This window comes from Bacillus sp. S10(2024) (assembly GCF_050473865.1).
Classification (GTDB): Bacteria; Bacillota; Bacilli; order Bacillales; family Bacillaceae_G; genus Bacillus_A.
Genome location: NZ_JBFLUR010000002.1, coordinates 2,735,525 through 2,758,620 on the forward strand (window position 1 = coordinate 2,735,525; position 23,096 = coordinate 2,758,620).

Below are 23,096 nucleotides of genomic sequence, written 5' to 3' on the forward strand. Positions count from 1 at the left end.
TAAACAATTAGAAATTGTCCCCCGCAACGCAAATACAGGGGACTTTTTACTGCTCTCACACAAAATACTTCTTTAACAAAGGCGGCGTAATAATCGTCGTCAAAATAACAACGATGACAATCGATGTAAAACTTTCTTTCGCCAATAAATTAGCAGTCAATCCGTTTGAAGCAATAATGAGTGCTACTTCTCCTCTTGATACCATTCCTGCTCCAATGCTAATGGAGGAACGCAAATCAAATCCTGTTAACCGAGCACCAAGTCCTGAGCCGATTAATTTTGTGAAGATAGCAATAACAGTCATAATGACAATAAACCATATTTGGTTCCCTAATCCGTGAAACGTAATTTCCATCCCAATACTTACGAAAAAGATTGGAACAAAAATGGCATAGGCAATCGGTTCAACTTTATGTTCTACTTCATGCTTATATGTAGTTTGCGAAATCGCAATTCCGGCAGCAAATGCTCCGATAATCCCGGCAATCCCCATCATTTCACTGTAATAAGCAAAGGAAAAACAAATAATGAGCGCCGCGCTAATTAATGATTCTGAAACACGAAGCGGCGATAACACCTTCATAATAAACGGAACACCTTTCCAGCTAATAAGAAAGATCGTGACAAAAAATATGACTTTCTTCGCAATAACGATCGTTATATTCACATCTTGTGTGCCAAGAAAACTCATTACAAACGCTAGTAAGATGACAACGATTACGTCATCAAATACAGCTGCTCCTAAAATCGTTGTGCTTTCCCTCGTATTCATTTTTCCAAGATCTCGTAATGTTTGCACGGAAATACTAACAGACGTAGCGCAAAGAAGTAGCCCTAAAAAAATGGCATGCGCCTGCACCATCCCAAATAAAAGACCTCCAATATATCCGCCAACAAACGGGAAGATAATCCCCCCTATTGCTACAGCAAAGGATGATGTAAGATTACGGTTTAATTCCTCTAAATCTGTTTCAAGTCCAGCCATAAACATAAGAAGCAATACCCCAATTTCACTTAATTCATCAATCAGCTCAGAGCTATTGATAATGCCAAGCATCGCCGGGCCAATCACAATACCGATAATTAACTTTCCTAATACAGATGGTTGTCCGATCCGTACGCTAATATCACCGGCCAGTTTCGTACAAAGCAAAATGACGACAAGTTCAAAATAAAATAACATAATATCTTCTCCTAGGTAAACATGCATGCGTTTTTTACCGTAGTGTTCGCTTAATTGTGTCGTTTTATTTGTTACAATTTTTATTGACAAAATATTCTGAATTATGATAAATTCACAAGTGAAATTACATATTTATTCCAAAAGCGCAACTGCACCACCCTCCATTGTATGTATATACTATACAATCTCAACTCTCTATTTCGTTTTTTCAGGTGCTACGAAACCTCGCAGTTGTATTGATCCCGTTTTAGTGGGAGTAAGACCAACATTTTACAGAGAGGAGATTTGAATTTGAAAACACTTTTACGAAAGAAACCCCTTACGACCGAAGCACCACGTCAACTCAACCGAACATTAAGCGCCCTTGATTTAACTTTTTTAGGCATCGGAGCTGTAATAGGGACAGGCATTTTCGTTTTAACCGGTATTGTTGCGGCAAAGCACGCTGGTCCTGCAATTATGCTATCATTTCTCATTGCCGCCTTTACTTGTGCATGCGTTGCTTTTTGCTACGCTGAGTTTTCCTCTTCTATTCCGATTTCGGGAAGCGTTTATACATATGCTTATATGACAGTTGGAGAAATTGTTGCTTTTATCGTCGGCTGGTGTTTAATGCTTGAATATTTACTCGCGGTTGCTGCGGTTGCCGTTGGTTGGTCTGGTTATTTACAATCACTACTACTTGGATTTGGAATCAAACTCCCAGCCATCATCGCCTCTGCCCCTGGTATAGGAAAAGGAGGCTTCATTGATTTACCAGCTGTCCTCATTATCCTTTTTATTACATTGCTCTTAAGTAGAGGCATTCGCGAAAGCGCTCGCATAAATAATATTATGGTACTCATTAAATTAGCCGTCATTATTGCCTTTATCGTTGCCGGCGCAAAATATGTAAAACCAGAAAACTGGACACCGTTTCTACCATTTGGTTACGACGGCATTATTGCCGGAGCTGCAACTGTATTCTTTGCTTTTTTAGGCTTTGATGCGATTGCAACTGCTGCCGAAGAAACAAAGAAACCGCAGCGCGACTTGCCAATTGGAATTATCGGTTCTCTTCTGATTTGTACTGTATTGTACATCACTGTCTCCTTTGTACTAACAGGGATGGTTCCTTACACAAAATTAGACGTATCAGATCCAGTTGCTTATGCACTAAGGTTTGTTGGTGAAGATACAATTGCTAGTTTCCTAGCTGTAGGAGCAATGACAGGGATGACAACTGTTATTCTTGTCGTTATGTATGGACAAGTCCGCGTCTCCTATGCGATGAGCCGCGATGGATTACTGCCAAAAGCATTATCTCGCATCAATCAAAAGTTCAAAATACCTTTAGTAAACACATGGATTATGGGGATTGGCGCTGCGGCGCTTGCTGGTTTATTAGATTTACACATACTTGCAAACCTTGTAAGTATCGGTACATTAACAGCATTCACGTTCGTTTGCTTTGCCGTACTCATCCTACGAAAAACACACCCAGACTTACCGCGAGCATTCCGCGTTCCATTTGTCCCTATTTTACCAATCATTGCAATTTGCTGTTGTCTATACTTGATGTTCAACCTTTCAAAAGAAACATGGATTGGCTTTGGAATATGGCTAACAATCGGTTTATGTGTATACTTTTTCTACTCAAAACGAAACAGTCATTTAATCACTTCCAAGCCAAACGATGAAAAAAAAGAAGCGTAAAAAAGCAAGCCCGCTATCCTTAGCGAGCTTGCTTTTTTTATCACTTCTGTTCTTTCTTCTTTTTCCAAGATTCCATACTATCAAAGAAAAAGTTAATAAATAATGCTCCTAGTCCCCCTAATACAAAGGTTATTAAAAAAAGCATCCACAGGCTTTTATCTCCCAAAAATTTATATCCGACTAGGAGCACGATACCAACCCATACATACTCAAGAATTTGTTTTATCTTTCGGTTTGACACATTATCCGCTCCTTCTAAACAATCTCTATTCTATTGTAACATATATTCTACTTCCTCAAGTCCCGAATGACCCTTACGCAAAAGAGACTTGTCCATGACAAGCCTCTTCCCCGCCCTATTTGTTTATACTATTCTCAACAAGCCTAGCGGCAGCCTCTAATGTGCGCTCTATACTATCTGCACGTTGGTCCGTCATATTTTGATCACGTACAGTTGCTTCGGCTACTTGTATTTTTTGCTCTAATGCTTTCACTGGTTCATGCTTGTATTGCCCTACCTCTGTTCCTACTTGTATCTTTGTTAAGAAGTCTTTTGCCTCATTAATCGTTACTTGAAGCTTTTCTTTCGCCGTTTGTGGCTTTTCTTCTGCTACTTTAGAATGTAAAAAGGTTTGATATGCCGTTTGTAACGATTGATACATTGTAACGATTTCTTCTTTTGTGACCATCATTTTTTCAAACGTTTCTTTTCCACCGTTATATGCATTTTGTAATGCAGCAAACGCTTTTTGTGAATATTGACCGGGTTTCTCTCCAAATTGGTAAGTACCTGCCAATGTTTCTTTCACCTTATTCATTTCTTCATATAAGTTATGAATCTCTTCTATTTTTATCCGGTTATTAAACTCATTATAAGCCGCTTTCACTTCAGAAGGCGTTAATGCCTTACTATATAGTCTTGCAAGTGCAACTTTCCCATTTAACGGAACATTACCATTACCAGCGTTTGTTGGATCTGCTCCAATTGCAAACGGTACATTTGGATGATACACTTTCCCCGTTACTCGCTGACTATTTACTTTTTTTCCATCTACATATACTGCAAGTTCACTTCCATTATATGTTCCTGTTAGATGGTATGTTTTATTAGCTTCTAGCTGTACACCAATATGTTTATAACTGCCGCCAATATGTGCCCATAATTCTACATAACCAGAACCTGTTGACTCAAATCCAATTCCACCGCTTTCGGTATTTTCCATAATTGCTTGATTGCGAATTTGATTCATAGAAAAAGCTGCTTCCAGTGTAAAGGAATCCTTTACCTTTGCTTTTTGCTCATTTGAAAATGGAATATATCCATATGTATTATCCTGTCCACTTAATTTCATTACATGTTTCTTTAAAGGTTCCTCATACTCAATTGCTACATTTCCTTTTACACTTCCATTTGCACCAAACGATGAATAATCTTTAAAAGTACCATCTAAAAAGTTCACATCGAATACATCTGCTTTCGGTACTTTCGCATTCGGATCAATTACTTCTGTATTCGTTTCAAATTCTGCGCGCAAAGGAGCACCACTTTCATTTCCAAATGAATCTAATGCTGTTACTTCTATGTTATATTCCGTATTAATATCTAGCCCATCTAATGTAAATGTCAGCTCTTTAGGTACCGGATCCCGGTAGAACTCGGAGAAGGCTAAAAGCTGTTTTTTCACCTTTCCTGTTGCTTTCTCTTTTGCTTGCAGACGGTATGAATGAACGAGTAAATTATCTACAGCTTGCGGAAATGTCGCTGTCACAGATGTCTCTGTTATATTGGAAAGTTTCAGCTTTACATCTTGTAAAAATGTCGGCTTTTCCTTATCACGATCTTCTGTATACTTGAAAGATTCTTTCTTTGCTGGAAGATCAACTACCCACGGCTCACCTGTCCAAGAGTTATTATGAAAATCACGGCGATGAATCGTCACTTTTTGATCATCTACTTCTACCAATAAGCCTTGGCTTAATGTGTCAGCTCCCGGCGGCATATTTCCCTGTACTTTTCCCTTTTCTATTTCCATATAACTAACTGATGATGTCCCAACAGACGTAAAGTCTTTTTGGTGAATTGATCTTGGATCATCAAGTGGATAATGAGAATGACCAGAAAATGTTACAGCTTGTGGATATTCTTTTAAGACTTCATTAATCTTAGCACTATCATTTGTCCCCCATTCATGACTCCCGTACACTGTTCCTTTAATTTGCTGATGTAAAAAGACAAAGATTGGCTTACTTGGATCAGCTTGCTTCGCTTTTACTAATTCCTGTTTCAACCAATTAATTTGTGTATCTGAATAATATCCATGTGTCACTCCGTTTTCCGGACTCATTACAAGAAAATGATAGCCTTTTACAACTTTGTGATAATAGATAGATTCCATTCCTGTTTTTTTAAGAAAACGTTTCTGTGCATCATGCGCAATTAATCCATTCCAATAATCATGGTTACCTAAAGCATACATAGCAGTTGCATTTTGGTTTCCATATTGCTTATAAGTTTGGAAGAAACGATCATATTGCTGTGTTGAACCACTGTCTGTAAAATCACCAACAACTACAAAGGCATCTTGTCTTGGAGCTACTGCATTCAATTGCTGCAGCGCTCTTTGAAAACGAAACGTATCATCCGTTCCACTATTTTTAATGTGCACATCACTTAACACCGGAAAAACAAGCTTCTTTTCTGATGATTCTTTCTCTGTTTTTTCTTCTCTTGTTTCCGCGAAGCTAATCCAAGAAAAAGATGTAAATACTAAAAAGAAAACTGCTAAAAAACCAATAAGACCCTTCACTTTACACAACGTCCTTTTGATCACAAAAATCCTCCTCGTATATATTGTAAAATACAAGAATATTTTAGCGAAACGTTATTAAAGCAGTATAAATCAAAGGTAAAAAATATTAAAAGTTTGTAAAAAAAAGTAAAAAACCGCCTTATCTCGGTGGTTTTTTACTTTTTTTCTTAATAAGCTTGTACATCACAAAACCAATTAAAAAAACAGCGATAATCCCTGCTATCGGCAGCATATATTGCTCAATTATCGCACCGGCCTTATGCCAATGCGGACCAAGTTTCATCCCAACATAAACATACAGCGCTGTTAATGGGAACATCGCAACAAATGTATAGATGATAAACTGCCAAATATTCATTTTCGCCATACCGCACGGAATTGAAATCAGTGTCCGTACACCTGGAACAAATCGCCCTGTAAATGCTACTACCGGACCATACTTTGTAAAAAATTGATCTGCTTTTTGAATTTGTTCTTCTTTTATAAAGAAATACTTTCCATACTTCATTAATAGAGGACGACCTCCATAATATCCTAAAGCATACAACGTTAACGGTCCTGTCGTTCCTCCAATTGTTCCTGCCAAAACAGCAATCCAAAAATTCATATCACCTTCATATACCCAATAACCAACAAGCGGTAAGACAACTTCGGCTGGAACAAATTCAAACGTTAAGGCTAACATAACACCAAAATAAGAGAATTGTTTTAAGTAATGAATAAAATCTAAAATCAGTTGCTCCATCTATCTTTCTCCTATTCTATTAATCCATATTTATCCTGTAAATGAACAGGTGCCATCTTCACAATTCGCTGCAAAACAAATAGAATTATCGCCACATCATCTAGCACACCAAAAAACAATAAAAAATCTGGAATGATGTCAAACGGAAACATGACATATCCACATAAGAATAAGATAGAAAGCATTTTCTTCTTCAATTCAACATCCTTTGATATAAAAAATTCACCTAAAAACGGAATGAATTTACGTACTTGAAAAATGAGACGTACTCTTTTCCACAACTTTCTCATATTCCTTCTCCTCTCTCGATCTCTTATTCCAGCATACAAAAAGGACCTTTACCGAAATGGTAAAGGTCCTAAAAAGACAATAAGGGGCCCTTACCATGATTGGTAAAGGTCTCACTAACAACAAGATTGTTGCCAACAAAGCCGAGGGTTTCTCCCTGTAATGACGACTTTGCTGCTAGAGCTACTCCCCTTTATATACATGTTTGATACCGCTATGGTAAAAGATTTCATCTGAAAAGTCAATGATTTTTATCATGTATTAGGACTAGCATATAAAAATATGATACATTCATTTTCATATAAACTGCACTCGTTTTCTTTTTTTGTTTTAAGCAGAAAAAGCATTTTACCGCTTCTATACATAGCCAGTTACTCTCCCTAAAAAGGTTTACAATTTGGAATCTCAATTCCTGAAGACTGCGCCAGTTTTAATAAATAATAGCACTCTTCCCTTGCCATATGATCTGGCATTCTCCCCGAAAGCATGCTTAGCATTTGTCCTGATAACTCTAACTCTTCTAGTTCATGAAGAAAATGCGAAAATAAAGTAATTTCCAGCGAAACATCTTTTGTGAACTTCTTTAAAGCAGAGAAAGATACTAATTCTGTCCGTAAATAACCAGCCATTTCAACAGCTTTTAAATACAGTTGTTCAAAATGCTTTTCATATTCTTCACTTTTTTCTTTTAAACGTTTTTCAACCGAATCTAGTCCGACAGACATAGCTTCTGCATGACCGGCTGCATCTATTAGCCAAAGAAGATGATGGTGCAATTCGTGAAAAAGAGGAGGTGTTTTTCCTTCCGTCAAATACTTCAATATTGTTATGTATTCTTCGACTTCATTAACCATGTGATTAAGAAATGTCGGTGTTAAATGAATAGAAATTTTCCCTTCTAATTGTTTACGTAAAATGTGCAATTTAAACTTTCTTATTTCATTTGCCGCTTCATTTGCCGCTTTTGCAAGTGCAATTAAGTCAGTAGTTCCAATTTTCTTTTTCAATTCATCAAATTTTTGTATAAAATACATTGCTCGCTCGATTTCTTCTTTTTCTTTAGGGGCTAAAGCATCCGTTATAAAATGAGCATGATCTTCCAAAATCCTTAACCAAAACCGATGCTCGAATAATGCATTTTCTTCATAAGCTCGATCCATCATATTCTCCTCCTCGCAATAACTAGCTTATTTTCACATACCTTTTGCGTATGATATTGACTCTTCACTCTCATATTGTGATTGCAATTGGATCATATATCGGTCAGGATCATATACAGATATCACTTTTTTCTTCTCTATATAATCTTCTATTTCTGTGTACATCACTTGATAGTAAGCTAACTTTTTCAGTAACTTCTCCGCCTCATTGGATTGTATATTCACTTCGATTTTCGGAAGAAATTGTTCACATTGCGTAACTTCTTTTTCTTTATTTAAAATACAACAAATCCGCATTTCCCCTACATCATACCACACCCCAGGTACATCTAATTGCGGCCTTTCTATGCTTGGCCGAAAACCTAATATACCTTCATAAAAGTATAATGTTTTCTTCAAATCTCTAACCTCTAACACAACAGAATGTGCCATCTTATCCTCCTTTTCCACTTATTAGTTTTTGTATATGAGTCATAAACGATAATTATGTTTGAATACAATACATAATAGCGATGTTTTCCAAAGGAGGTGTATAGGTTGAATAAATCTGTAAGGTCATACACACCGTATCACAGTCCTCAAGACCCTTGTCCACCAATCGGAAAGAAATATTATTTTACTCCCCCGCATTTATTTATGGGATTTCAGCCAGCAAACTTACCACAATTTTCTCCGAGTGAAGCACTAAAGAAAGGGACTTTGTGGCCTGCTTTATATGATTATTATGAAAATCCTTATAAAAAAGGACGGTGAGACCATCGTGGCGCAACCACTTCCCGATGAATTTTATAAATGGATGGAAGAAATGCAAGAACTCGATTTTGTACTCGTAGAACTCACCCTCTATTTAGATACCCATCCTGATGATGTTACATCCATTAAACAATTTAATGATTTTTCCTATAAGCGTAGACTATTAAAACAGCAAATCGAAGAAAAATACGGACCGCTTCAACAGTTCGGAAATAGTTATTCAAAAGCTCCTTGGGAATGGAATAAAGGGCCTTGGCCTTGGCAATTGTAAAGGTGGGGAAAATATGTGGATCTATGAAAAGAAATTACAATATCCTGTAAAGGTAAGTACTTGTAATCCAACACTTGCAAAATATTTAATTGAACAATACGGCGGTGCTGACGGCGAATTAGCCGCTGCGCTGCGCTACTTAAATCAGCGCTACACCATTCCTGACAAAGTGATCGGTTTATTAACAGACATCGGAACGGAAGAGTTTGCACACCTTGAGATGATTGCGACAATGGTATATAAATTAACAAAAGACGCCACACCTGACCAAATGATAGCGGCTGGTCTTGATGCTCACTACGCTGATCACGATAGCGCCATTTTCTATCACAATGCTGCAGGCGTTCCTTTTACAGCAACTTACATACAAGCAAAAGGAGACCCAATTGCAGATTTATATGAAGACATCGCCGCAGAAGAAAAAGCGAGAGCCACATATCAATGGCTCATTAATATGTCTGATGATCCCGATTTAAACGATGGATTACGTTTTCTTCGAGAACGCGAAATTGTTCACTCCCAGCGCTTTCGAGAAGCAGTTGAAATATTAAAAGAAGAACGAGATCGGCAAATATATTTTTAAAATATATGAAAAAACGAAGTGACCTCAATTGTGAGGTCACTTCGTTTTTTATAAACCCTCTTTTGCTGTTTTAATACATTTCATTAAAATGGTAGTGCCTGTGATATTCATTACAATACTTGTTCCAAGTGAAACTGCCCATAATACACTTGGTGCTGATAGTGTTAATGATAACATTAAGAAAACCATACCTACCGAAACAAAAGTAAATCCTAAAAACTTATTATTCAATTTAAACACCTCTCTTTTATAGTTTAACAGTATTTACCTTATCACGATATGAAATTATTTATCAGTATAATAACCGAATATCCTCTGATAACTCATTCACGAAAATTAGAAGAACTTCCACATTTTTGGCCTTCACTCTTTCTTTTCCATCCGTTTCTACAATCCCCTTTCTTAGAATGATTATTCAACTTAGTAAATCAATTAGTAATTTTTTAAAAATTAACTGTTGCTTTCTAGTCGTCAGACCTTTAAAATAAAAACATCAATTCGACAAATTATTTGAATTTTCGACAAAAATAATCTAGGAGGATTTTTATAGAATGCGTACAACCTTAAAACCATCCCAAGTTCTCTCAATTAGCTTATTGCTATTTGCGATTTTCTTTGGTGCTGGTAATATGATTTTCCCGCCCCTACTTGGTCTTTCATCTGGAGAGCATATGTGGGTGTCTATCGCAGGATTTGTAATTACAGATGTCGGTTTATCATTGTTAGCAATTGTTGCAGTTGCATTAGCAGGTGGCAACTTCAAAACACTTGCAAGCCGTGTTCATCCAAAATTCGCAGCAATTTTAGCCATCATTATTTACCTTTCCATTGGACCGCTTTTCGTTATTCCGCGTACAGGATCTGTTTCATACGAAATCGGAATCGTACCGCTTTTCCAAGATCACTGGTATTCTATGTTGCTCTTTACAGGAATTTTCTTTACGATTACCTACTTTCTATCGTTAAACCCTTCCAAATTAGTGGATCACATCGGAAAAATTTTAACACCTATCTTACTTGTTATTATTGCCGTAATGGCAACAAAAGCGATTCTTTCCCCAACAAGTTCGTTCGCTACTCCTGTTGGTGACTACAAAGACATTCCATTTTTCAAAGGGTTTTTAGAAGGATTTTTAACATTAGATGCAATTGGAGCACTTGTATTATCTAACATCGTTGTGAATGCGATTCGTCAAAATGGAGTAACGGATAAAAAAACAATTACGAAATATACAATTATGTGTGGAAGCATTGCGGCGTTATTTTTAACAATCATTTATTTCGCATTAGGCTATATCGGTGCATCAAATGGACACCTTGGACAATTTGAAAACGGCGGCCAGCTATTAGCAACGGTTATGTACAATTTATTTGGGACAAGCGGTAACATCTTATTAAGTCTAGCCATTATTTTCGCTTGCTTAACGACAGCAATTGGCGTTGTGAGTGCATTTGCAAACTACTTTTCGAACGTACTAACAAATGTATCATACAAAAAACTTGTATTGTGGGTTTGTATTTTTAGCTTTGTTGTTTCTAACTTAGGATTAAGCTTATTAATTAAACTGACATTACCAGTATTAATCATCCTTTATCCAATTACAATTATCTTAATTTTCGTATCGTTTATTGATAAATATACGAAAAGAAAACCAAGTGTATATGTCGGTGCAATGATTGCGGCCTTTATTATAAGCTGTATTCATGCACTTGATAACATCAGCATGATGCCATCTGCCATTTCATCTCTTGCAAGTGCAATTCCATTTTACAGCTTAGGAGTTGGCTGGATTGTTCCAGCAATTATCGGCGGTATTGTCGGTTACTTCATTCCGCAAACACAAACAGAAGGTGAAGTTTCTGCAAAGTGAAAAGACTAGGAATTCATGGCTATTGAAAAAAGGGGAGCGTTTTGCGCTCCCCTTTTTCTCTGTTTTTATATCTTTATATGTTCTATTTACGCCTTCTAGGAAAAGGCATGAAGCATATAATTAACTCTGCAAATAAGAATTGTTATCGCAAACATTTTCATACTTTAAATTAATAAAGTTTCCATTTGAAAGTAGTGGATAATATATTTTTACTGAATTAGCAAAATATATTACATTTTGAACAATATGGAGCTGAGTTTCCCCTTCTAATTTTCTTATTGCATTTTGAACAAAAAACATATTCTTCTTCTTCTGCTTGGCGTTCTATTATGCTTAAAGCATACACTCTTAAACTAACCATAACACCTACTAAAATGGCACTCAAGAATACTAACATCTTATCCCCAACCATTATAAAAAATGAAATTTATGGTAATTAATTCTTTTTTTATTTTAACCACGTATACGATTGAATTCAAATTCAAGAAAACTTTCTAGTATATTCTCCCCCCCCCCTCTATTACCATGTTATTAGAAAAAGCACTTATTAGCGGTTGTTACCAAAAAGAGGGAGATCTTTGAAATGCTACGAAAAACAAAACATGCTATACACTCGCTCTACCTTTGTTTTAAAACATCGCACGTGGCAGAAATAGGCCCTGACCGCTTCTACGCATGGCCAGTCCCTCACGCCCAACTAAAAAAGGGTTTTAAGTTCTTACATCGTATGCTTAAATACAAACAACTCTTCCTTCGCTTGTGTTATAGATTGTGTCGTTTCTATCTCTTCCTGCTCTGATCTCTCCCCTAACCTTGCTTTCTCCACCGCATCCTGGATACATTTCACAATCATATTCCCTGAAAAAATTGTTAATCCAAAAAAGGTAATCGGTACAAGCGGAATCCATGGATGCACTGATAAAGAACGAAAGTATACCCCAATTAATCCTGACCATTCATGAGTAAAAGAATCGATCTCTTTCCCAAAAAACTCTACCGTTCCCCCAAAGAATAAACCTAATAAACCGAGATGCAATAAAATAATAAGCGTCTGGACAAACTGCTGCATAAATACAATGACGAAGGTTGGGTACAAATGCGGAAACACATGTTTTATAAGAAGATGTCGTTTACTTCCTCCTAAAATTTTAGCAGCATCAATAAATTCTTCTGTTAATACCTTACGAATTTCATTGGCAACGTACAAAGAAAGGGTCGGAACTGCGAGCGCCGTTAATAAAATAACTTCAAACGAAGCTCGTTCAAAAAAAGTTGACGTTTCTTCGCCGTTCCCAAATATAATCGCATGTCGTAATGAAAAAGCTGCAATCATAACCATTGGAATAATTGTAAAACTATCAAAAAAAGCTTCTAATTTTGTAAACCCTCTCTTTACGTACATACCGAGTAAAACACCGAAACAAATTCCAAATACAATACGTAACAATGCGATGAGTATGGAAATTCCAATTGTCCATTTCGCTCCTTCAATTACTAAGTTTAATAAATCAAATCCCTTTTGATCTGTTCCAAGTAAAAACTGAAGCGAAGGTGGAAATGGAGGTACTTGTAGTATTCCATCCCCATTATACTGAATGGACACCCTCCGAATATGTCCATCGTTAAAAATTGTATTTCCAATGCTTAACAAAAGAATGATAGTAATGAATGCACTACTAATCCAAAAGCGCTTATCACGTTTCAACTGTTTCCACATTTTATAACCTCTCTTTCATCGCATTTGGAACGAAATAATGAAACAGCTTAAAAATAATAAAAATAGGTATATAAAGCAGCAGCAAACTAACTGTAAAAAGAGGAATACCTGTTGCGAAATGCTCCTCGGCAGCTACTCTTACAAATACAAACATGCCATATGTATTAAACATCCATTCAATAATGTACAAATTAGATAACATAAACCAAATGTTCGTTTTTGTAAAAAAAAGCGTACTTAATAGCACATTACGTAAAACATGGTGATTTAAAATATAAAGTTTATCCAGCCCCTTTGCCTTTGCAAATAGAACATAATCTTTTTCAAGTTCTGTTTCAAAACGCAATAATACTAGTTTCACAAACATAATCGTTGTCGGTACACTTAAACAAATAATTGGTAATCCTCGAACGGATTGCTCCCCTACTCCTGAAATACTTACAGCTAAAATACCTGTCTGTTTAAAAATCCAAATGACGAAAAGCTGCGAACCAATAATAAGAAGAATATCTGGAATGGATTCAAGAAAAAGTAAAAATGATTTAATTTTCTTCTGAACTCTATCATTACTCCGTAAAACGATATAGACAATTAAAAAGGCAATCAAAAGTGAAATAAAAAAAGCTGCTAAAAAAATAATCATCGTTTCTTTATAGTGGATAAATAGTTGTGGAAATAGTTGTTTTGGTGTTGGTCTTGTACTATTACTAACTGGCATATACGTCATCGATGATAGATGTAGTAGACTATTGCATACCATCTTAATCGTTTCTACATATTTATAAAGGTCTAACTTTAACCCCTGAAACAAACCTGGTAACGCTCCTACACAAATAATTCCAACGATTGATAAGAAAAGTTGCACAATGACTTCCGAACTATGTATAAATACCCTCTTTGCCATATTTGCCTAACCCCCGATTCTTTTTATTCCATTTTACAAATTATTTTTCAATTACATATATTTTCTGTTAATTAACCTTATTTCGTTTCTCTATGTGGAACTCTCCATCAAAATTTCATTTTTCAACATATACGTCACTGCTATAAAAAGACAACATGCCCCCTCGAAAGAGAGAGAAACTGACCACCACTACCACACATGGCCAGTACCTCCCGCCAACCTAAAAAGAGGGTTTTAAAGATTTTAAGTCCTCACATCGTATGCTTAAATACAAACAACTCTTCCTTCACTTCTGTTATAGACTGTGTCGATTCTACCTCTTCCTGCCCCGCTCTCTTCCTTGACCTTGTTTTCTCCACCGCATCCTGAATACATTTCACAATCATATTCCCTGAAAAAATTGTTAATCCAAAACAAGTAATCGGTACAAGCGGAATCCATGGGTGCACTGATAAAGAACGGAAGTATACTCCAATTAATCCTGACCATTCATGAGTAAAAGAATCGACCTCTCCCCCAAAAAAGAGTACCGTTCCCCCAAAGAATAAACCTAATAAACCGAGGTGCAATAAAATAATAAGCGTTTGGACAAACTGCTGCATAAATACAATGACAAAGGTTGAGTACAAATGCGGAAACACATGTTTTATAAGAAGATGCCATTTACTTCCTCCTAAAATTTTTGCAGCATCTATAAATTCTTCTGTTAATACTTTACGAATTTCGTTGGCAGCGTACAAAGAAAGGGTCGGAACTGCGAGCGCCGTTAATAAAATAACTTCAAACGAAGCTCGTTCAAAAAAAGTTGACGTTGCTTCGCCGTTCCCAAATGTAATTGCATGTCGTAATAAAAAAGCTGCAATCATAACCATCGGAATAATTGTAAAGCTATCAAAAAAAGCCTCTAGTTTTGTAAACCCTCTCTTTACGTACATACCGAGTAAAACACCGAAGCAAACTCCAAATATAATGCGTAATAATGCGATGAGTATGGAAATTCCAATTGTCCATTTTGCTCCTTCAATTACTAAGTTCAGTAAATCAAATCCCGTTCTATCTGTTCCAAGTAAAAACTGAAACGAAGGTGAAAATGGAGGTACTTCTGGTATTCCATCTTTATTAAACTGAATGGATACCTTCCGAATATGTCCATCGTTAAAAATTGTATTTCCAACACTCAACAAAAGAAATATAGTAATGAATCCACTACTAATCCAAAAGCGCTTATCACGTTTCAAATGTTGCCACATCCTAACCCCTCTCTTTCATTGCATTTGGAACGAAATAATGAAACAGCTTAAAAATAATAAAAACAGGTACATACAGCAGCAGCAAACTAACTGTAAACAGCGGAATACCTGTCACAAAATCCCTTTCAGCTGCTACTCTTACAAATACAAACATGCCGTATGTATTAAACAACCATTCAATAATATACAAATTGGATAGCATAAACCAAATGTTTGTTTTCGCAAAAAAGAGCGTACTTAATAATACATTACGTAAAACGTGATGATTTAAAATATAAAGCTTGTCCAGCCCCTTTGCCTTTGCGAATAGGACATAATCTTTTTCAAGCTCGGTTTCAAAACGCAATAATACTAGTTTTATAAACATAATCGTTGTCGGTACACTTAAACAAATAATGGGTAATCCTCGAACGGATTGCTCTCCTATCCCGGCAATACTTACAGTTAAAATACCTGTTTGTTTAAAAATCCAAATGACGAAAAGCTGCGAACCAATAATAAGAAGAATATCTGGAATAGATTCGAGAAAAAGTAAAAATGATTTAATTTTCTTTTGAACATTAGCGTTACTCCGTAAAACGATATACACAATGAAAAAAGCAATCAAAAGTGAAATAAAAAAGGCTACTAAAAAAATAACCATTGTCTCTTTATAGTGGATAAATAGTTGTGGAAATAGCGGCTTGGGGATGGGACGTTCGCTATTACTAATTGGTATATACGTCATCGATGATAAATGCAACAAATTATTGCATACCATCTTAATCGTTTCTACATATTTATGAAAATCTATTTTTAAACCTTGAAACAAACCAGGTAATGCTCCTACACAAATAATTCCGACAATCGATAAGAAAAGTTGCACAATGACTTCTGAACTATGTATAAACACCCTCTTCGCCATATTCTCCTGACTCCAATCCTTTTTATCCCATTTTATAAAATATTTTCTAAATTGTATATATTTTCTGTTAATTTTCATTCATTTTCCAACATACATGTCGTTGCTATGAAAATACACCGCCCTCTATTTTAACATTGCCTGTAACAGAAAAGGTCCTGACCACTCCTTGTGTATTGCCAGCTTCTTCAGGCCATTTCAAACAATGTTTTTCTGTCGGTTTTTCATAGAGTGACTGAGTAGTTATAAGGTTTTTTATAAATCTAATATATAATGAACTTGCAATATTACAAAAATGTAATATTATTGTAAGATAAAACGATTTGTCAGACTCCCCTGCCACATTATACTGAGATTACAGAGACAAAAACGAGACGAAAAGGTGAAAATAGAATGAAAAAGAAAACGAAATTATTAATTGTCGGTTTAGCAACAATCGGAATTGGTGCTGGTTCTTACTTTGCGTTAGCTGGCGGATCTACACCGGCTATGGCATACAGCGGTTATAAAGTAACAGAAAAAAAGATTGAAAATGCACAAAAATTTGGCGGTGAAGTTATTCCAAACGGTATCGAAACAATTGCATTTGATCCAACGAAAGGTAACTATGAGCTTGCCGTTAAAAAAGGCGATCAAGTAAAAAAAGGACAGTTGCTTTTTAAATATAGCAACTCATCTATTAAACTAGAAAAAAGTGAAGCAGAAATGCAAAAGAAATTAGCCGAGAAAGAAGTTTCACTCCTTCAGAAACAACTGGACGCAGCAAAACAAAGACTACAAACAGCAAAACAATCTGGTGCTGCAGGTGACATGTTAAAAGCTGCTGAACAAGAAGTGCAAGCACAAGAAGCACAGCTTGAAACGAAAAAGTTTGAAGTCGAAAAAGCGAAGCAAATGATACAAAACAATCAAGAAAAAGAAAATGCACTATCAGTAACAAGTCCTGTAGATGGCACAATCGAAGACATTAGCAAAGGTGCAGAAGAAAAAGCAACTATGAATGGTATGACAATTCGCACTGCTGGGCCATTAAAAGTAAAAGGGCAGTTATCTGAATATGAACTCTCTCAAATGAAAGTTGGCCAAGAGGTTTCTGTTACATCTAAAACAGTACCAGGAAAAACATGGACAGGAAAAGTAACAGAAATTGGAACAACACCAGTAAAAAATATGGATGAAAACAAAACCGTTTCTAACTATCCTTTCGTTATTACATTAGATAATAATGATGACCTACAACCAGGATTCCATGTTTATGTAACAGCAAAATCTGGTGAAGCAAACGGTATCGTTGTTCCAAAAAGCAGTATCGTGAAAAAAGGTGATAAAAACGTCGTATTCGTTGTAAAAGATGGAAAAGCAAAAGAACAAGCCATTACCATTGAATTTGAAACAGATAGCGAAGCAAAAATTTCCGGATTAAAAACAGGTCAGCAAGTAATCTCAAAACCAGAAAAAGATTTACAAGATGGTATGGAGGTTAACATGAAATGATTGAACTAAAAGGCATCACGAAGTCTTTTCAAAACGGAGAAGAAGTTGTTCAAGTGCTACATGGCATTGATATAACACTAAACCAAGGTGAATTTACTTCCATTATGGGACCATCTGGTTCCGGGAAATCAACATTAATGAATATCATCGGTTGCTTAGACAGACCGACAGCGGGCACATACATGTTAGCCGGACAAAATATTTCAAACATGTCCGAAACAGAACTGGCGCACATTCGCAATAAAGAAATTGGATTTGTATTCCAAAACTTTATGCTGCTCCCTCGTCTCAATGCAATGCAAAATGTCGAACTACCACTAATCTATGCTGGTGTAGATAAAAAAGAGCGACGCGAGCGTGCACTAGCAGCATTAGCAAAAGTAGGGCTAGCCGACCGTGCAACTCACTTGCCGAATGAATTGTCAGGTGGACAAAAACAACGTGTCGCTGTCGCTCGTGCGATTGTGAATAATCCAAAATTCATTTTAGCCGATGAACCGACTGGTGCACTTGATACGAAAACGAGTACACAAATTATGGATCTCTTTTACGAATTAAATAAACAAGGCTCTACCATTATTATGATTACCCATGATCGAGAAATTGGGGAAGCGGCAGCACGCCAAATTGTAATTCGTGACGGAAAGATCGTCCAAGATTGGAGAGGTTGAGTTTGAACTTAAATGAAAATATACGTATGGCCCTTTCCTCCATCTTCGCTCATAAAATGCGTTCCATTTTAACAATGCTTGGAATTATTATTGGGGTTAGCGCGATTATTACCATTATCTCTATCGGTGATGGAACAAATGCTAAATTCCGTGAACAAATCGGGAAAGAAAAGAAAGATCAGTTTCAAGTAAACTATAGAACAGATGATTTTTCAGATATGGACGGGAAAATTTCTTCAAGTATGTATGACGATATCTCAAAAATTCCTGGTGTTCAAGATGTTTATCCCGATGTTAGAAGCAAAGCGAAAGTATATGCGGGAAAAAAAGATTTAGATATTGATGTAATTGGCGCTAAAGGAGATTACTTTGATGATGCCTCTAAATTTCAACTTGAACACGGCCGATTTTTAACAGCTGCCGATCTAGATAAACCAGAACATACAATTGTATTAAATAAAGATGCATTCGATAAATTGTTCTCTTCATGGGAGCCCAACTTATATGTAGATATGAAAGGTACACCTTACAAAGTAGTCGGTGTATATTCCATCAAAGCAATGATGGGTGGTGCGGACTTTAAAGAAGGTATTATCTCCGCAGAAAACTGGCCTGTTTTATTCGGCAAAAATAATTATGATAGTATCACAGTAAAAATTGCTCCTGGTCAAGATAAACAAGCTGCACAAGATGCAGTTGTAAAATTATTAAATGATGCTAAAAAACCAGAGCACATAGGGAAATTCAAAGTACAAAATCTACAAGACGACTTAAAAGAAATTGATAAGTTCACGGGTATCTTAAAAAGTGTATTCGGTGGTATTGCAGCTATTTCACTATTAGTTGGTGGTATCGGTGTTATGAACATCATGCTTGTATCTGTCACAGAGCGTACACGTGAAATCGGAGTCCGTAAAGCACTCGGTGCAACGCGCGGAAAAGTATTAACACAATTTCTTATTGAATCCTGTATCTTAACAGCATTAGGCGGCTTGATCGGATTTGTACTCGGTATCTTCTTTGCCTGGATTGTATCCATATTTGCAGCATGGCCGCTCGTTGTCTCAGTAAAATTAGGCTTAATCTCGGTCGGACTATCCATGTTAATCGGTATTCTATTCGGCTTACTTCCAGCCAACAAAGCTGCGAAGCTAGATCCAATTGAGTGCTTACGATATGAATAAAATAAAGTGAAACTTTAATCAGTGGGGCTTTTACGGGCAGTAATACTCCCACTAATAACAGGATAAACAAGGTTGCCGCAGGTAACCTTGTTGTTTTGTTATATAACTTAGAGTAACTCTCGCCCGCCTAAAAACAAAAGCGCTTTCAATTTGTGTGTATATATTATCGTCAATCTATTGCACTACATTACTGTCGAAATAGAGAGAAAATTTTTAAAATGTAAATAACTTGTAATATTCTTTTTTACAACAAAGAATTATAATTAATTGATGCGAGGACTGAATTACCTCCGATTATTGATAAAGGAGTTTATAGAATGGATCAAAAAACGGATTTACATAAAAAAAGCTATAAGAAACTAAAAATTGCAGGGCTCATTATTGTCTTGCTTTTAATTGGTGCTGGAAGTTACACATGGTTTTTAGTAAATAAAGCTTCTTCCGCTGTTCAAGATGCCTCTCAAAATTTAGAGCGTGGTGAAAAGTCTGAATTACGCGAACAAGCGGTTAAACCCGTTTCCAATAACGTATCTGTGTTAATTATGGGAATTGATGAAAATCAAGGGCGTGAAAAAGAGTATTCTGGTGCATTTCATCCAGATGCCCTGTTACTTGCAACGTTTAATAAAGATAGTAAAACAGTAAAACTAGTAAGTATTCCACGTGATACATATACATACGTTCCAGTAGAGAAGAAAAAGGATAAAATTACAAACTCATATTCACTCGGCGTTGCAAAAAACGGAAAAGACAGTGGACCTCAATCTACGATTGAAACGGTAGAAAAACTATTCAACGTTCCGGTCGATTATTTTGTAAGGTTTAATTTTAAATCTTTCATAAAAGTTGTCAACGATTTAGATGGAATTGACTTAGATGTGCCTGTTACATTTACAGAACAAGATAGTAACGATACAGCTGGTGCGATCCATCTTGAAAAAGGGTTCCAACATCTAAATGGAGAACAGGCCCTTGCGCTAGCAAGAACGCGTAAAATTGATAGCGATGCCATGCGCGGTCAACGTCAACAGCTTGTCATTGAAGCGATTGTTAAAAAACTAGCAAGCGCTGGATCCATCACAAAAGTAGGAAAAATTATTGATGATATTAATGGAGAATTTAAAACAAACTTCTCATTTGACGATATGTTATCATTCTACAAATATGGTATCAATGCTTCAATCGGAAAACTTCAACTAGCTGGAGAAGATTGCTATATGGCGGAGGATAAAGTTTGTAAACCCACCCCTGCTCCAAAACATATATATTACTACATGCCTGATCAAAAAAATATCGCAGACATCTCAAAGCAGCTCCGCGAACACCTTGGTCTTCCTGCCAATACAAACAATGTAACGCAAGATAAAAATACAGATAATAAACAAGACCAAGAACATAAACAACCAACTGCGCAAAAGAATACAGCGACTAGTGAAACAAATGACAATTAATATAAACATACAAAAAACCGCTGAACAATCAGCGGTTTTTTGTATACCTCTATCCACTTTAAATAAACAAATTCACATTTCCTTCAGAGGCATCCGCTAAATACGCAGCAACTCCGGCAAATTCGACATTCCCCATAATTTCTTCTTCTTTTAGTCCTAATAAGTCCACTGTCATTTGGCACGCGACAATTTTTACACCTTGTTCTTTCGCCATATCAATTAAATCTGGCAGTGGCATTGCATTATGTTTTTTCATGACATGCTTAATCATTTTCGGTCCCATACCTGCAAAATTCATTTTCGATAACCCCATCTTATCTGCACCGCAGGGCATCATCTTTCCGAACATTTTCTCTAAAAATGGCTTCTTTGTTTTTACATGTTCATCTTTTCGAAGCGCATTCAATCCCCAAAATGTATGAAAAATCGTTACTTCTTGATCGTACGCTGCTGCACCATTTGCAATAATATACGCTGCCATCGCTTTATCATAATCTCCACTAAATAACACAATTGTTGTTCTTTTCTGTTGTTCCATGCGGCCTCCTCCTACTTCTGGAAATTTCTACATAAAGATGCTATGTGTCCACCAATATATCGGCGATTTGACACGAAATAAAGTGAGACTTCCATCAGTGACGCCTTTTTCACTGATGGTTAGTTGAACCAATCGGGCTTTTACTGTCCGCTAATGTGAGATAAAGATTCCTCGACGATTCTCGATACACATCACTACAAATACCCGTATAGGTAATTTCAAAATCCGTACAAAGTCCTTTCACAACTGAAAGGACTTTGTATCTTTTGTTCATCTATTTAACAGTTACTCTATTTTCCCCTCCCAAGCTAACATACCGCCGTTCATATTGATCACTTGGAAACCATAGCTTTCTAAAAATTGAGCTGCTCGGGAGCTTCTCCCGCCAGAAAGACATACAATTACGTATTCTTTCTGTTTATCTAACTCATGCATACGGAATTCTAATAACCCAAGTGGGATATGAAGTGCTTCTGGAATTTTCCCTTCCGCAACCTCTTCTACCTCACGTACGTCAATAATGTTTACAACTTCATGATTCATTAATTTACGTTCTAATTCTTTCGCAGTCATTTCTTTCATTCTCCTACCTCCTCCTTAACTCCAAGCGTTCATACCACCTGAAACATTTACAATATGTTTAAATCCCATTTTCTTCAAGATTTTTGCTGCTTGTTTACTTCTCATTCCACTCTGACAAATGACAATTACTTCTTTATTTTTATCTAAGCTATTTGCTTGTTGTATGAGTTCATTTAATGGCATATTTCGAAAACCTGGAATATGGTTTCCTCTAAATTCACCTCGTGTACGAACATCAATCAATTGCTTATTCTTTTTCTTCATTTCATCTTTTAGTTCTTTCCCACTTATATTTTTCACTCCCTTAACAGGTAACAAACGAGAAATAATAAACAAGGAAATCAATACAATCAAAACGCCGTTCAACACTACATTCATATTATCCCCTCCTTGTTCTCACCCTTTTTGAATCCAAAACTTCAAAACTCCATCTTCTTCAACATGTTGTAACACTTCATGTCCACCTTTTTCTGACCATGCTGGAATATCTTTAATCGCACCTTTATCTGTTACATGCACTTCTAGCACTTCTCCAGTTTGCAAAGCATCCATCGTTTTTTTTATTCTGACGATTGGCACCGGGCATGCTAATCCTTTTACATCTAATAATTGTTTGATATCCATTTTATATACCTCCAGTAGTATGTTTCATAATTTTATTCATGTATGAATAGTATCCCCCTATACATATACCTGTACGGGTATAATAAAATCGTTTTTAAAATCTGCCAAAAAAATTGACAGATTATCTGCTTTTAACTAGTAATTGTACAGCCTCTTTAATAACATCTTCATTAGATGTATCGCCTTTTTCAAATTGCTCGCGAAGGCATTTTTCTAAATTTGTTCCGACAATTAATCCAATCGTACGATCCATTGCAGAGCGTGATGCCGTCAGTTGTGTAATGACTTCTTTACAATCTTTTCCCTCTTCCATCATGCGAAGGACACCGCGAATTTGTCCTTCAATTCGCTTCAAACGATTTTTCATATCTTGACCGTATTCCAATGGAGCACCTCCATACTTTCACTTGTTCTCTGTTAA

At 36.3% G+C, this 23,096-nt stretch carries 27 protein-coding genes; 9 read left to right on the forward strand and 18 right to left on the reverse strand.

Going from position 1 to position 23,096, the window contains the following annotated elements; translation table 11 throughout:
* Positions 1-55: 55 nt before the first annotated feature.
* Positions 56-1,210, reverse strand: coding sequence for a cation:proton antiporter (locus tag AB1280_RS13955; RefSeq protein WP_429756195.1), 1,155 nt, complete (start codon positions 1,208-1,210; stop codon positions 56-58).
* Between the two features lie 264 nt (positions 1,211-1,474).
* Here AB1280_RS13955 and AB1280_RS13960 point away from each other — a divergent pair, with 264 nt between their 5' ends.
* Positions 1,475-2,878, forward strand: coding sequence for an amino acid permease (locus AB1280_RS13960; RefSeq protein WP_429756196.1), 1,404 nt, complete (start codon positions 1,475-1,477; stop codon positions 2,876-2,878).
* 40 nt (positions 2,879-2,918) lie between these two features.
* Here the strand turns inward: AB1280_RS13960 and AB1280_RS13965 are convergent, their stop codons facing one another.
* From AB1280_RS13965 to AB1280_RS13990, 6 genes are all read right to left on the reverse strand, one after another.
* Positions 2,919-3,119 (reverse strand): hypothetical protein, encoded by a 201-nt coding sequence (locus AB1280_RS13965; RefSeq protein ID WP_020061018.1) that lies wholly within the window; start codon positions 3,117-3,119, stop codon positions 2,919-2,921.
* Positions 3,120-3,234: 115 nt separating this feature from the next.
* Entirely contained in the window at positions 3,235-5,706 is a 2,472-nt protein-coding gene (locus tag AB1280_RS13970) for a LamG-like jellyroll fold domain-containing protein (protein ID WP_429757345.1), read from the reverse strand.
* 121 nt (positions 5,707-5,827) lie between these two features.
* A complete protein-coding gene (locus tag AB1280_RS13975; protein WP_429756197.1) occupies positions 5,828-6,433 on the reverse strand; it encodes a DedA family protein in 606 nt (201 codons plus the stop codon).
* Between the two features lie 11 nt (positions 6,434-6,444).
* Positions 6,445-6,723 carry a YkvA family protein gene (locus tag AB1280_RS13980; RefSeq protein WP_429756198.1) on the reverse strand — a complete coding sequence of 93 codons (279 nt, stop codon included), beginning with the start codon at positions 6,721-6,723 and terminating at the stop codon, positions 6,445-6,447.
* A 378-nt stretch (positions 6,724-7,101) separates the two neighbouring features.
* Positions 7,102-7,881 carry a DUF2935 domain-containing protein gene (locus tag AB1280_RS13985; RefSeq protein WP_429756199.1) on the reverse strand — a complete coding sequence of 260 codons (780 nt, stop codon included), beginning with the start codon at positions 7,879-7,881 and terminating at the stop codon, positions 7,102-7,104.
* 33 nt (positions 7,882-7,914) lie between these two features.
* On the reverse strand, positions 7,915-8,313 hold the full coding sequence (locus AB1280_RS13990) for a lactoylglutathione lyase (protein ID WP_429756200.1): 399 nt from the start codon (positions 8,311-8,313) through the stop codon (positions 7,915-7,917).
* A gap of 105 nt (positions 8,314-8,418) precedes the next feature.
* Here AB1280_RS13990 and AB1280_RS13995 point away from each other — a divergent pair, with 105 nt between their 5' ends.
* The 3 genes from AB1280_RS13995 to cotJC are packed head-to-tail and all read left to right on the forward strand — an operon-like array spanning position 8,419 to position 9,488.
* A complete protein-coding gene (locus tag AB1280_RS13995; RefSeq protein WP_020061012.1) occupies positions 8,419-8,634 on the forward strand; it encodes a spore coat associated protein CotJA in 216 nt (71 codons plus the stop codon).
* A gap of 7 nt (positions 8,635-8,641) precedes the next feature.
* The gene (locus AB1280_RS14000; protein WP_272190387.1) at positions 8,642-8,905 is read left to right on the forward strand and encodes a spore coat protein CotJB; all 264 of its coding nucleotides are present in this window, start codon (positions 8,642-8,644) and stop codon (positions 8,903-8,905) included.
* 13 nt (positions 8,906-8,918) lie between these two features.
* On the forward strand, positions 8,919-9,488 hold the full coding sequence (cotJC, locus tag AB1280_RS14005) for a spore coat protein CotJC (protein ID WP_251229912.1): 570 nt from the start codon (positions 8,919-8,921) through the stop codon (positions 9,486-9,488).
* Between the two features lie 48 nt (positions 9,489-9,536).
* On the opposite strand, the gene AB1280_RS14010 is transcribed toward cotJC, so the two are convergent.
* Positions 9,537-9,719 (reverse strand): hypothetical protein, encoded by a 183-nt coding sequence (locus AB1280_RS14010; protein ID WP_429756201.1) that lies wholly within the window; start codon positions 9,717-9,719, stop codon positions 9,537-9,539.
* Between the two features lie 320 nt (positions 9,720-10,039).
* Here AB1280_RS14010 and brnQ2 point away from each other — a divergent pair, with 320 nt between their 5' ends.
* Positions 10,040-11,359 carry a branched-chain amino acid transport system II carrier protein BrnQ2 gene (brnQ2, locus tag AB1280_RS14015; RefSeq protein WP_429756202.1) on the forward strand — a complete coding sequence of 440 codons (1,320 nt, stop codon included), beginning with the start codon at positions 10,040-10,042 and terminating at the stop codon, positions 11,357-11,359.
* A 217-nt stretch (positions 11,360-11,576) separates the two neighbouring features.
* Here brnQ2 and AB1280_RS14020 read toward each other — a convergent pair whose 3' ends face one another.
* The 5 genes from AB1280_RS14020 to AB1280_RS14040 form a co-directional block, all read right to left on the reverse strand.
* Entirely contained in the window at positions 11,577-11,756 is a 180-nt protein-coding gene (locus AB1280_RS14020; RefSeq protein ID WP_429756203.1) for a hypothetical protein, read from the reverse strand.
* Positions 11,757-12,077: 321 nt separating this feature from the next.
* The gene (locus AB1280_RS14025; RefSeq protein WP_429756204.1) at positions 12,078-13,076 is read right to left on the reverse strand and encodes an ABC transporter permease; all 999 of its coding nucleotides are present in this window, start codon (positions 13,074-13,076) and stop codon (positions 12,078-12,080) included.
* A 1-nt stretch (position 13,077) separates the two neighbouring features.
* Positions 13,078-13,980 (reverse strand): ABC transporter permease subunit, encoded by a 903-nt coding sequence (locus AB1280_RS14030; protein WP_429756205.1) that lies wholly within the window; start codon positions 13,978-13,980, stop codon positions 13,078-13,080.
* 251 nt (positions 13,981-14,231) lie between these two features.
* Positions 14,232-15,230: an ABC transporter permease gene (locus tag AB1280_RS14035; RefSeq protein WP_429756206.1), complete on the reverse strand. Its 999-nt coding sequence runs from the start codon at positions 15,228-15,230 to the stop codon at positions 14,232-14,234.
* Between the two features lies 1 nt (position 15,231).
* Positions 15,232-16,134 carry an ABC transporter permease subunit gene (locus tag AB1280_RS14040; RefSeq protein ID WP_272190276.1) on the reverse strand — a complete coding sequence of 301 codons (903 nt, stop codon included), beginning with the start codon at positions 16,132-16,134 and terminating at the stop codon, positions 15,232-15,234.
* A gap of 390 nt (positions 16,135-16,524) precedes the next feature.
* On the opposite strand from AB1280_RS14040, the gene AB1280_RS14045 reads away from it, so the two are divergent.
* The 4 genes from AB1280_RS14045 (at position 16,525) to AB1280_RS14060 (ending at position 20,931) form a co-directional block, all read left to right on the forward strand.
* The gene (locus tag AB1280_RS14045) at positions 16,525-17,625 is read left to right on the forward strand and encodes an efflux RND transporter periplasmic adaptor subunit (RefSeq protein WP_429756207.1); all 1,101 of its coding nucleotides are present in this window, start codon (positions 16,525-16,527) and stop codon (positions 17,623-17,625) included.
* Positions 17,622-18,296, forward strand: a complete 675-nt coding sequence (locus tag AB1280_RS14050) for an ABC transporter ATP-binding protein (protein ID WP_429756208.1) — start codon at positions 17,622-17,624, stop codon at positions 18,294-18,296. Before AB1280_RS14045 ends, AB1280_RS14050 begins: the two co-directional genes overlap by 4 nt.
* A gap of 2 nt (positions 18,297-18,298) precedes the next feature.
* Positions 18,299-19,480, forward strand: coding sequence for an ABC transporter permease (locus AB1280_RS14055; RefSeq protein ID WP_429756209.1), 1,182 nt, complete (start codon positions 18,299-18,301; stop codon positions 19,478-19,480).
* Between the two features lie 317 nt (positions 19,481-19,797).
* On the forward strand, positions 19,798-20,931 hold the full coding sequence (locus AB1280_RS14060; RefSeq protein WP_429756210.1) for an LCP family protein: 1,134 nt from the start codon (positions 19,798-19,800) through the stop codon (positions 20,929-20,931).
* A 58-nt stretch (positions 20,932-20,989) separates the two neighbouring features.
* On the opposite strand, the gene AB1280_RS14065 is transcribed toward AB1280_RS14060, so the two are convergent.
* The 5 genes from AB1280_RS14065 to AB1280_RS14085 form a co-directional block, all read right to left on the reverse strand.
* Positions 20,990-21,469 (reverse strand): DsrE/DsrF/DrsH-like family protein, encoded by a 480-nt coding sequence (locus AB1280_RS14065; RefSeq protein WP_429756211.1) that lies wholly within the window; start codon positions 21,467-21,469, stop codon positions 20,990-20,992.
* 285 nt (positions 21,470-21,754) lie between these two features.
* The gene (locus AB1280_RS14070; protein WP_429756212.1) at positions 21,755-22,051 is read right to left on the reverse strand and encodes a rhodanese-like domain-containing protein; all 297 of its coding nucleotides are present in this window, start codon (positions 22,049-22,051) and stop codon (positions 21,755-21,757) included.
* Positions 22,052-22,066: 15 nt separating this feature from the next.
* Complete coding sequence (locus AB1280_RS14075; protein WP_429756213.1) at positions 22,067-22,429, reverse strand: rhodanese-like domain-containing protein; 363 nt, start codon at positions 22,427-22,429, stop codon at positions 22,067-22,069.
* Between the two features lie 18 nt (positions 22,430-22,447).
* Positions 22,448-22,675, reverse strand: coding sequence for a sulfurtransferase TusA family protein (locus AB1280_RS14080; RefSeq protein ID WP_272190267.1), 228 nt, complete (start codon positions 22,673-22,675; stop codon positions 22,448-22,450).
* A gap of 121 nt (positions 22,676-22,796) precedes the next feature.
* Positions 22,797-23,060 carry a metal-sensitive transcriptional regulator gene (locus tag AB1280_RS14085; RefSeq protein ID WP_035432943.1) on the reverse strand — a complete coding sequence of 88 codons (264 nt, stop codon included), beginning with the start codon at positions 23,058-23,060 and terminating at the stop codon, positions 22,797-22,799.
* Positions 23,061-23,096: the final 36 nt, after the last annotated feature.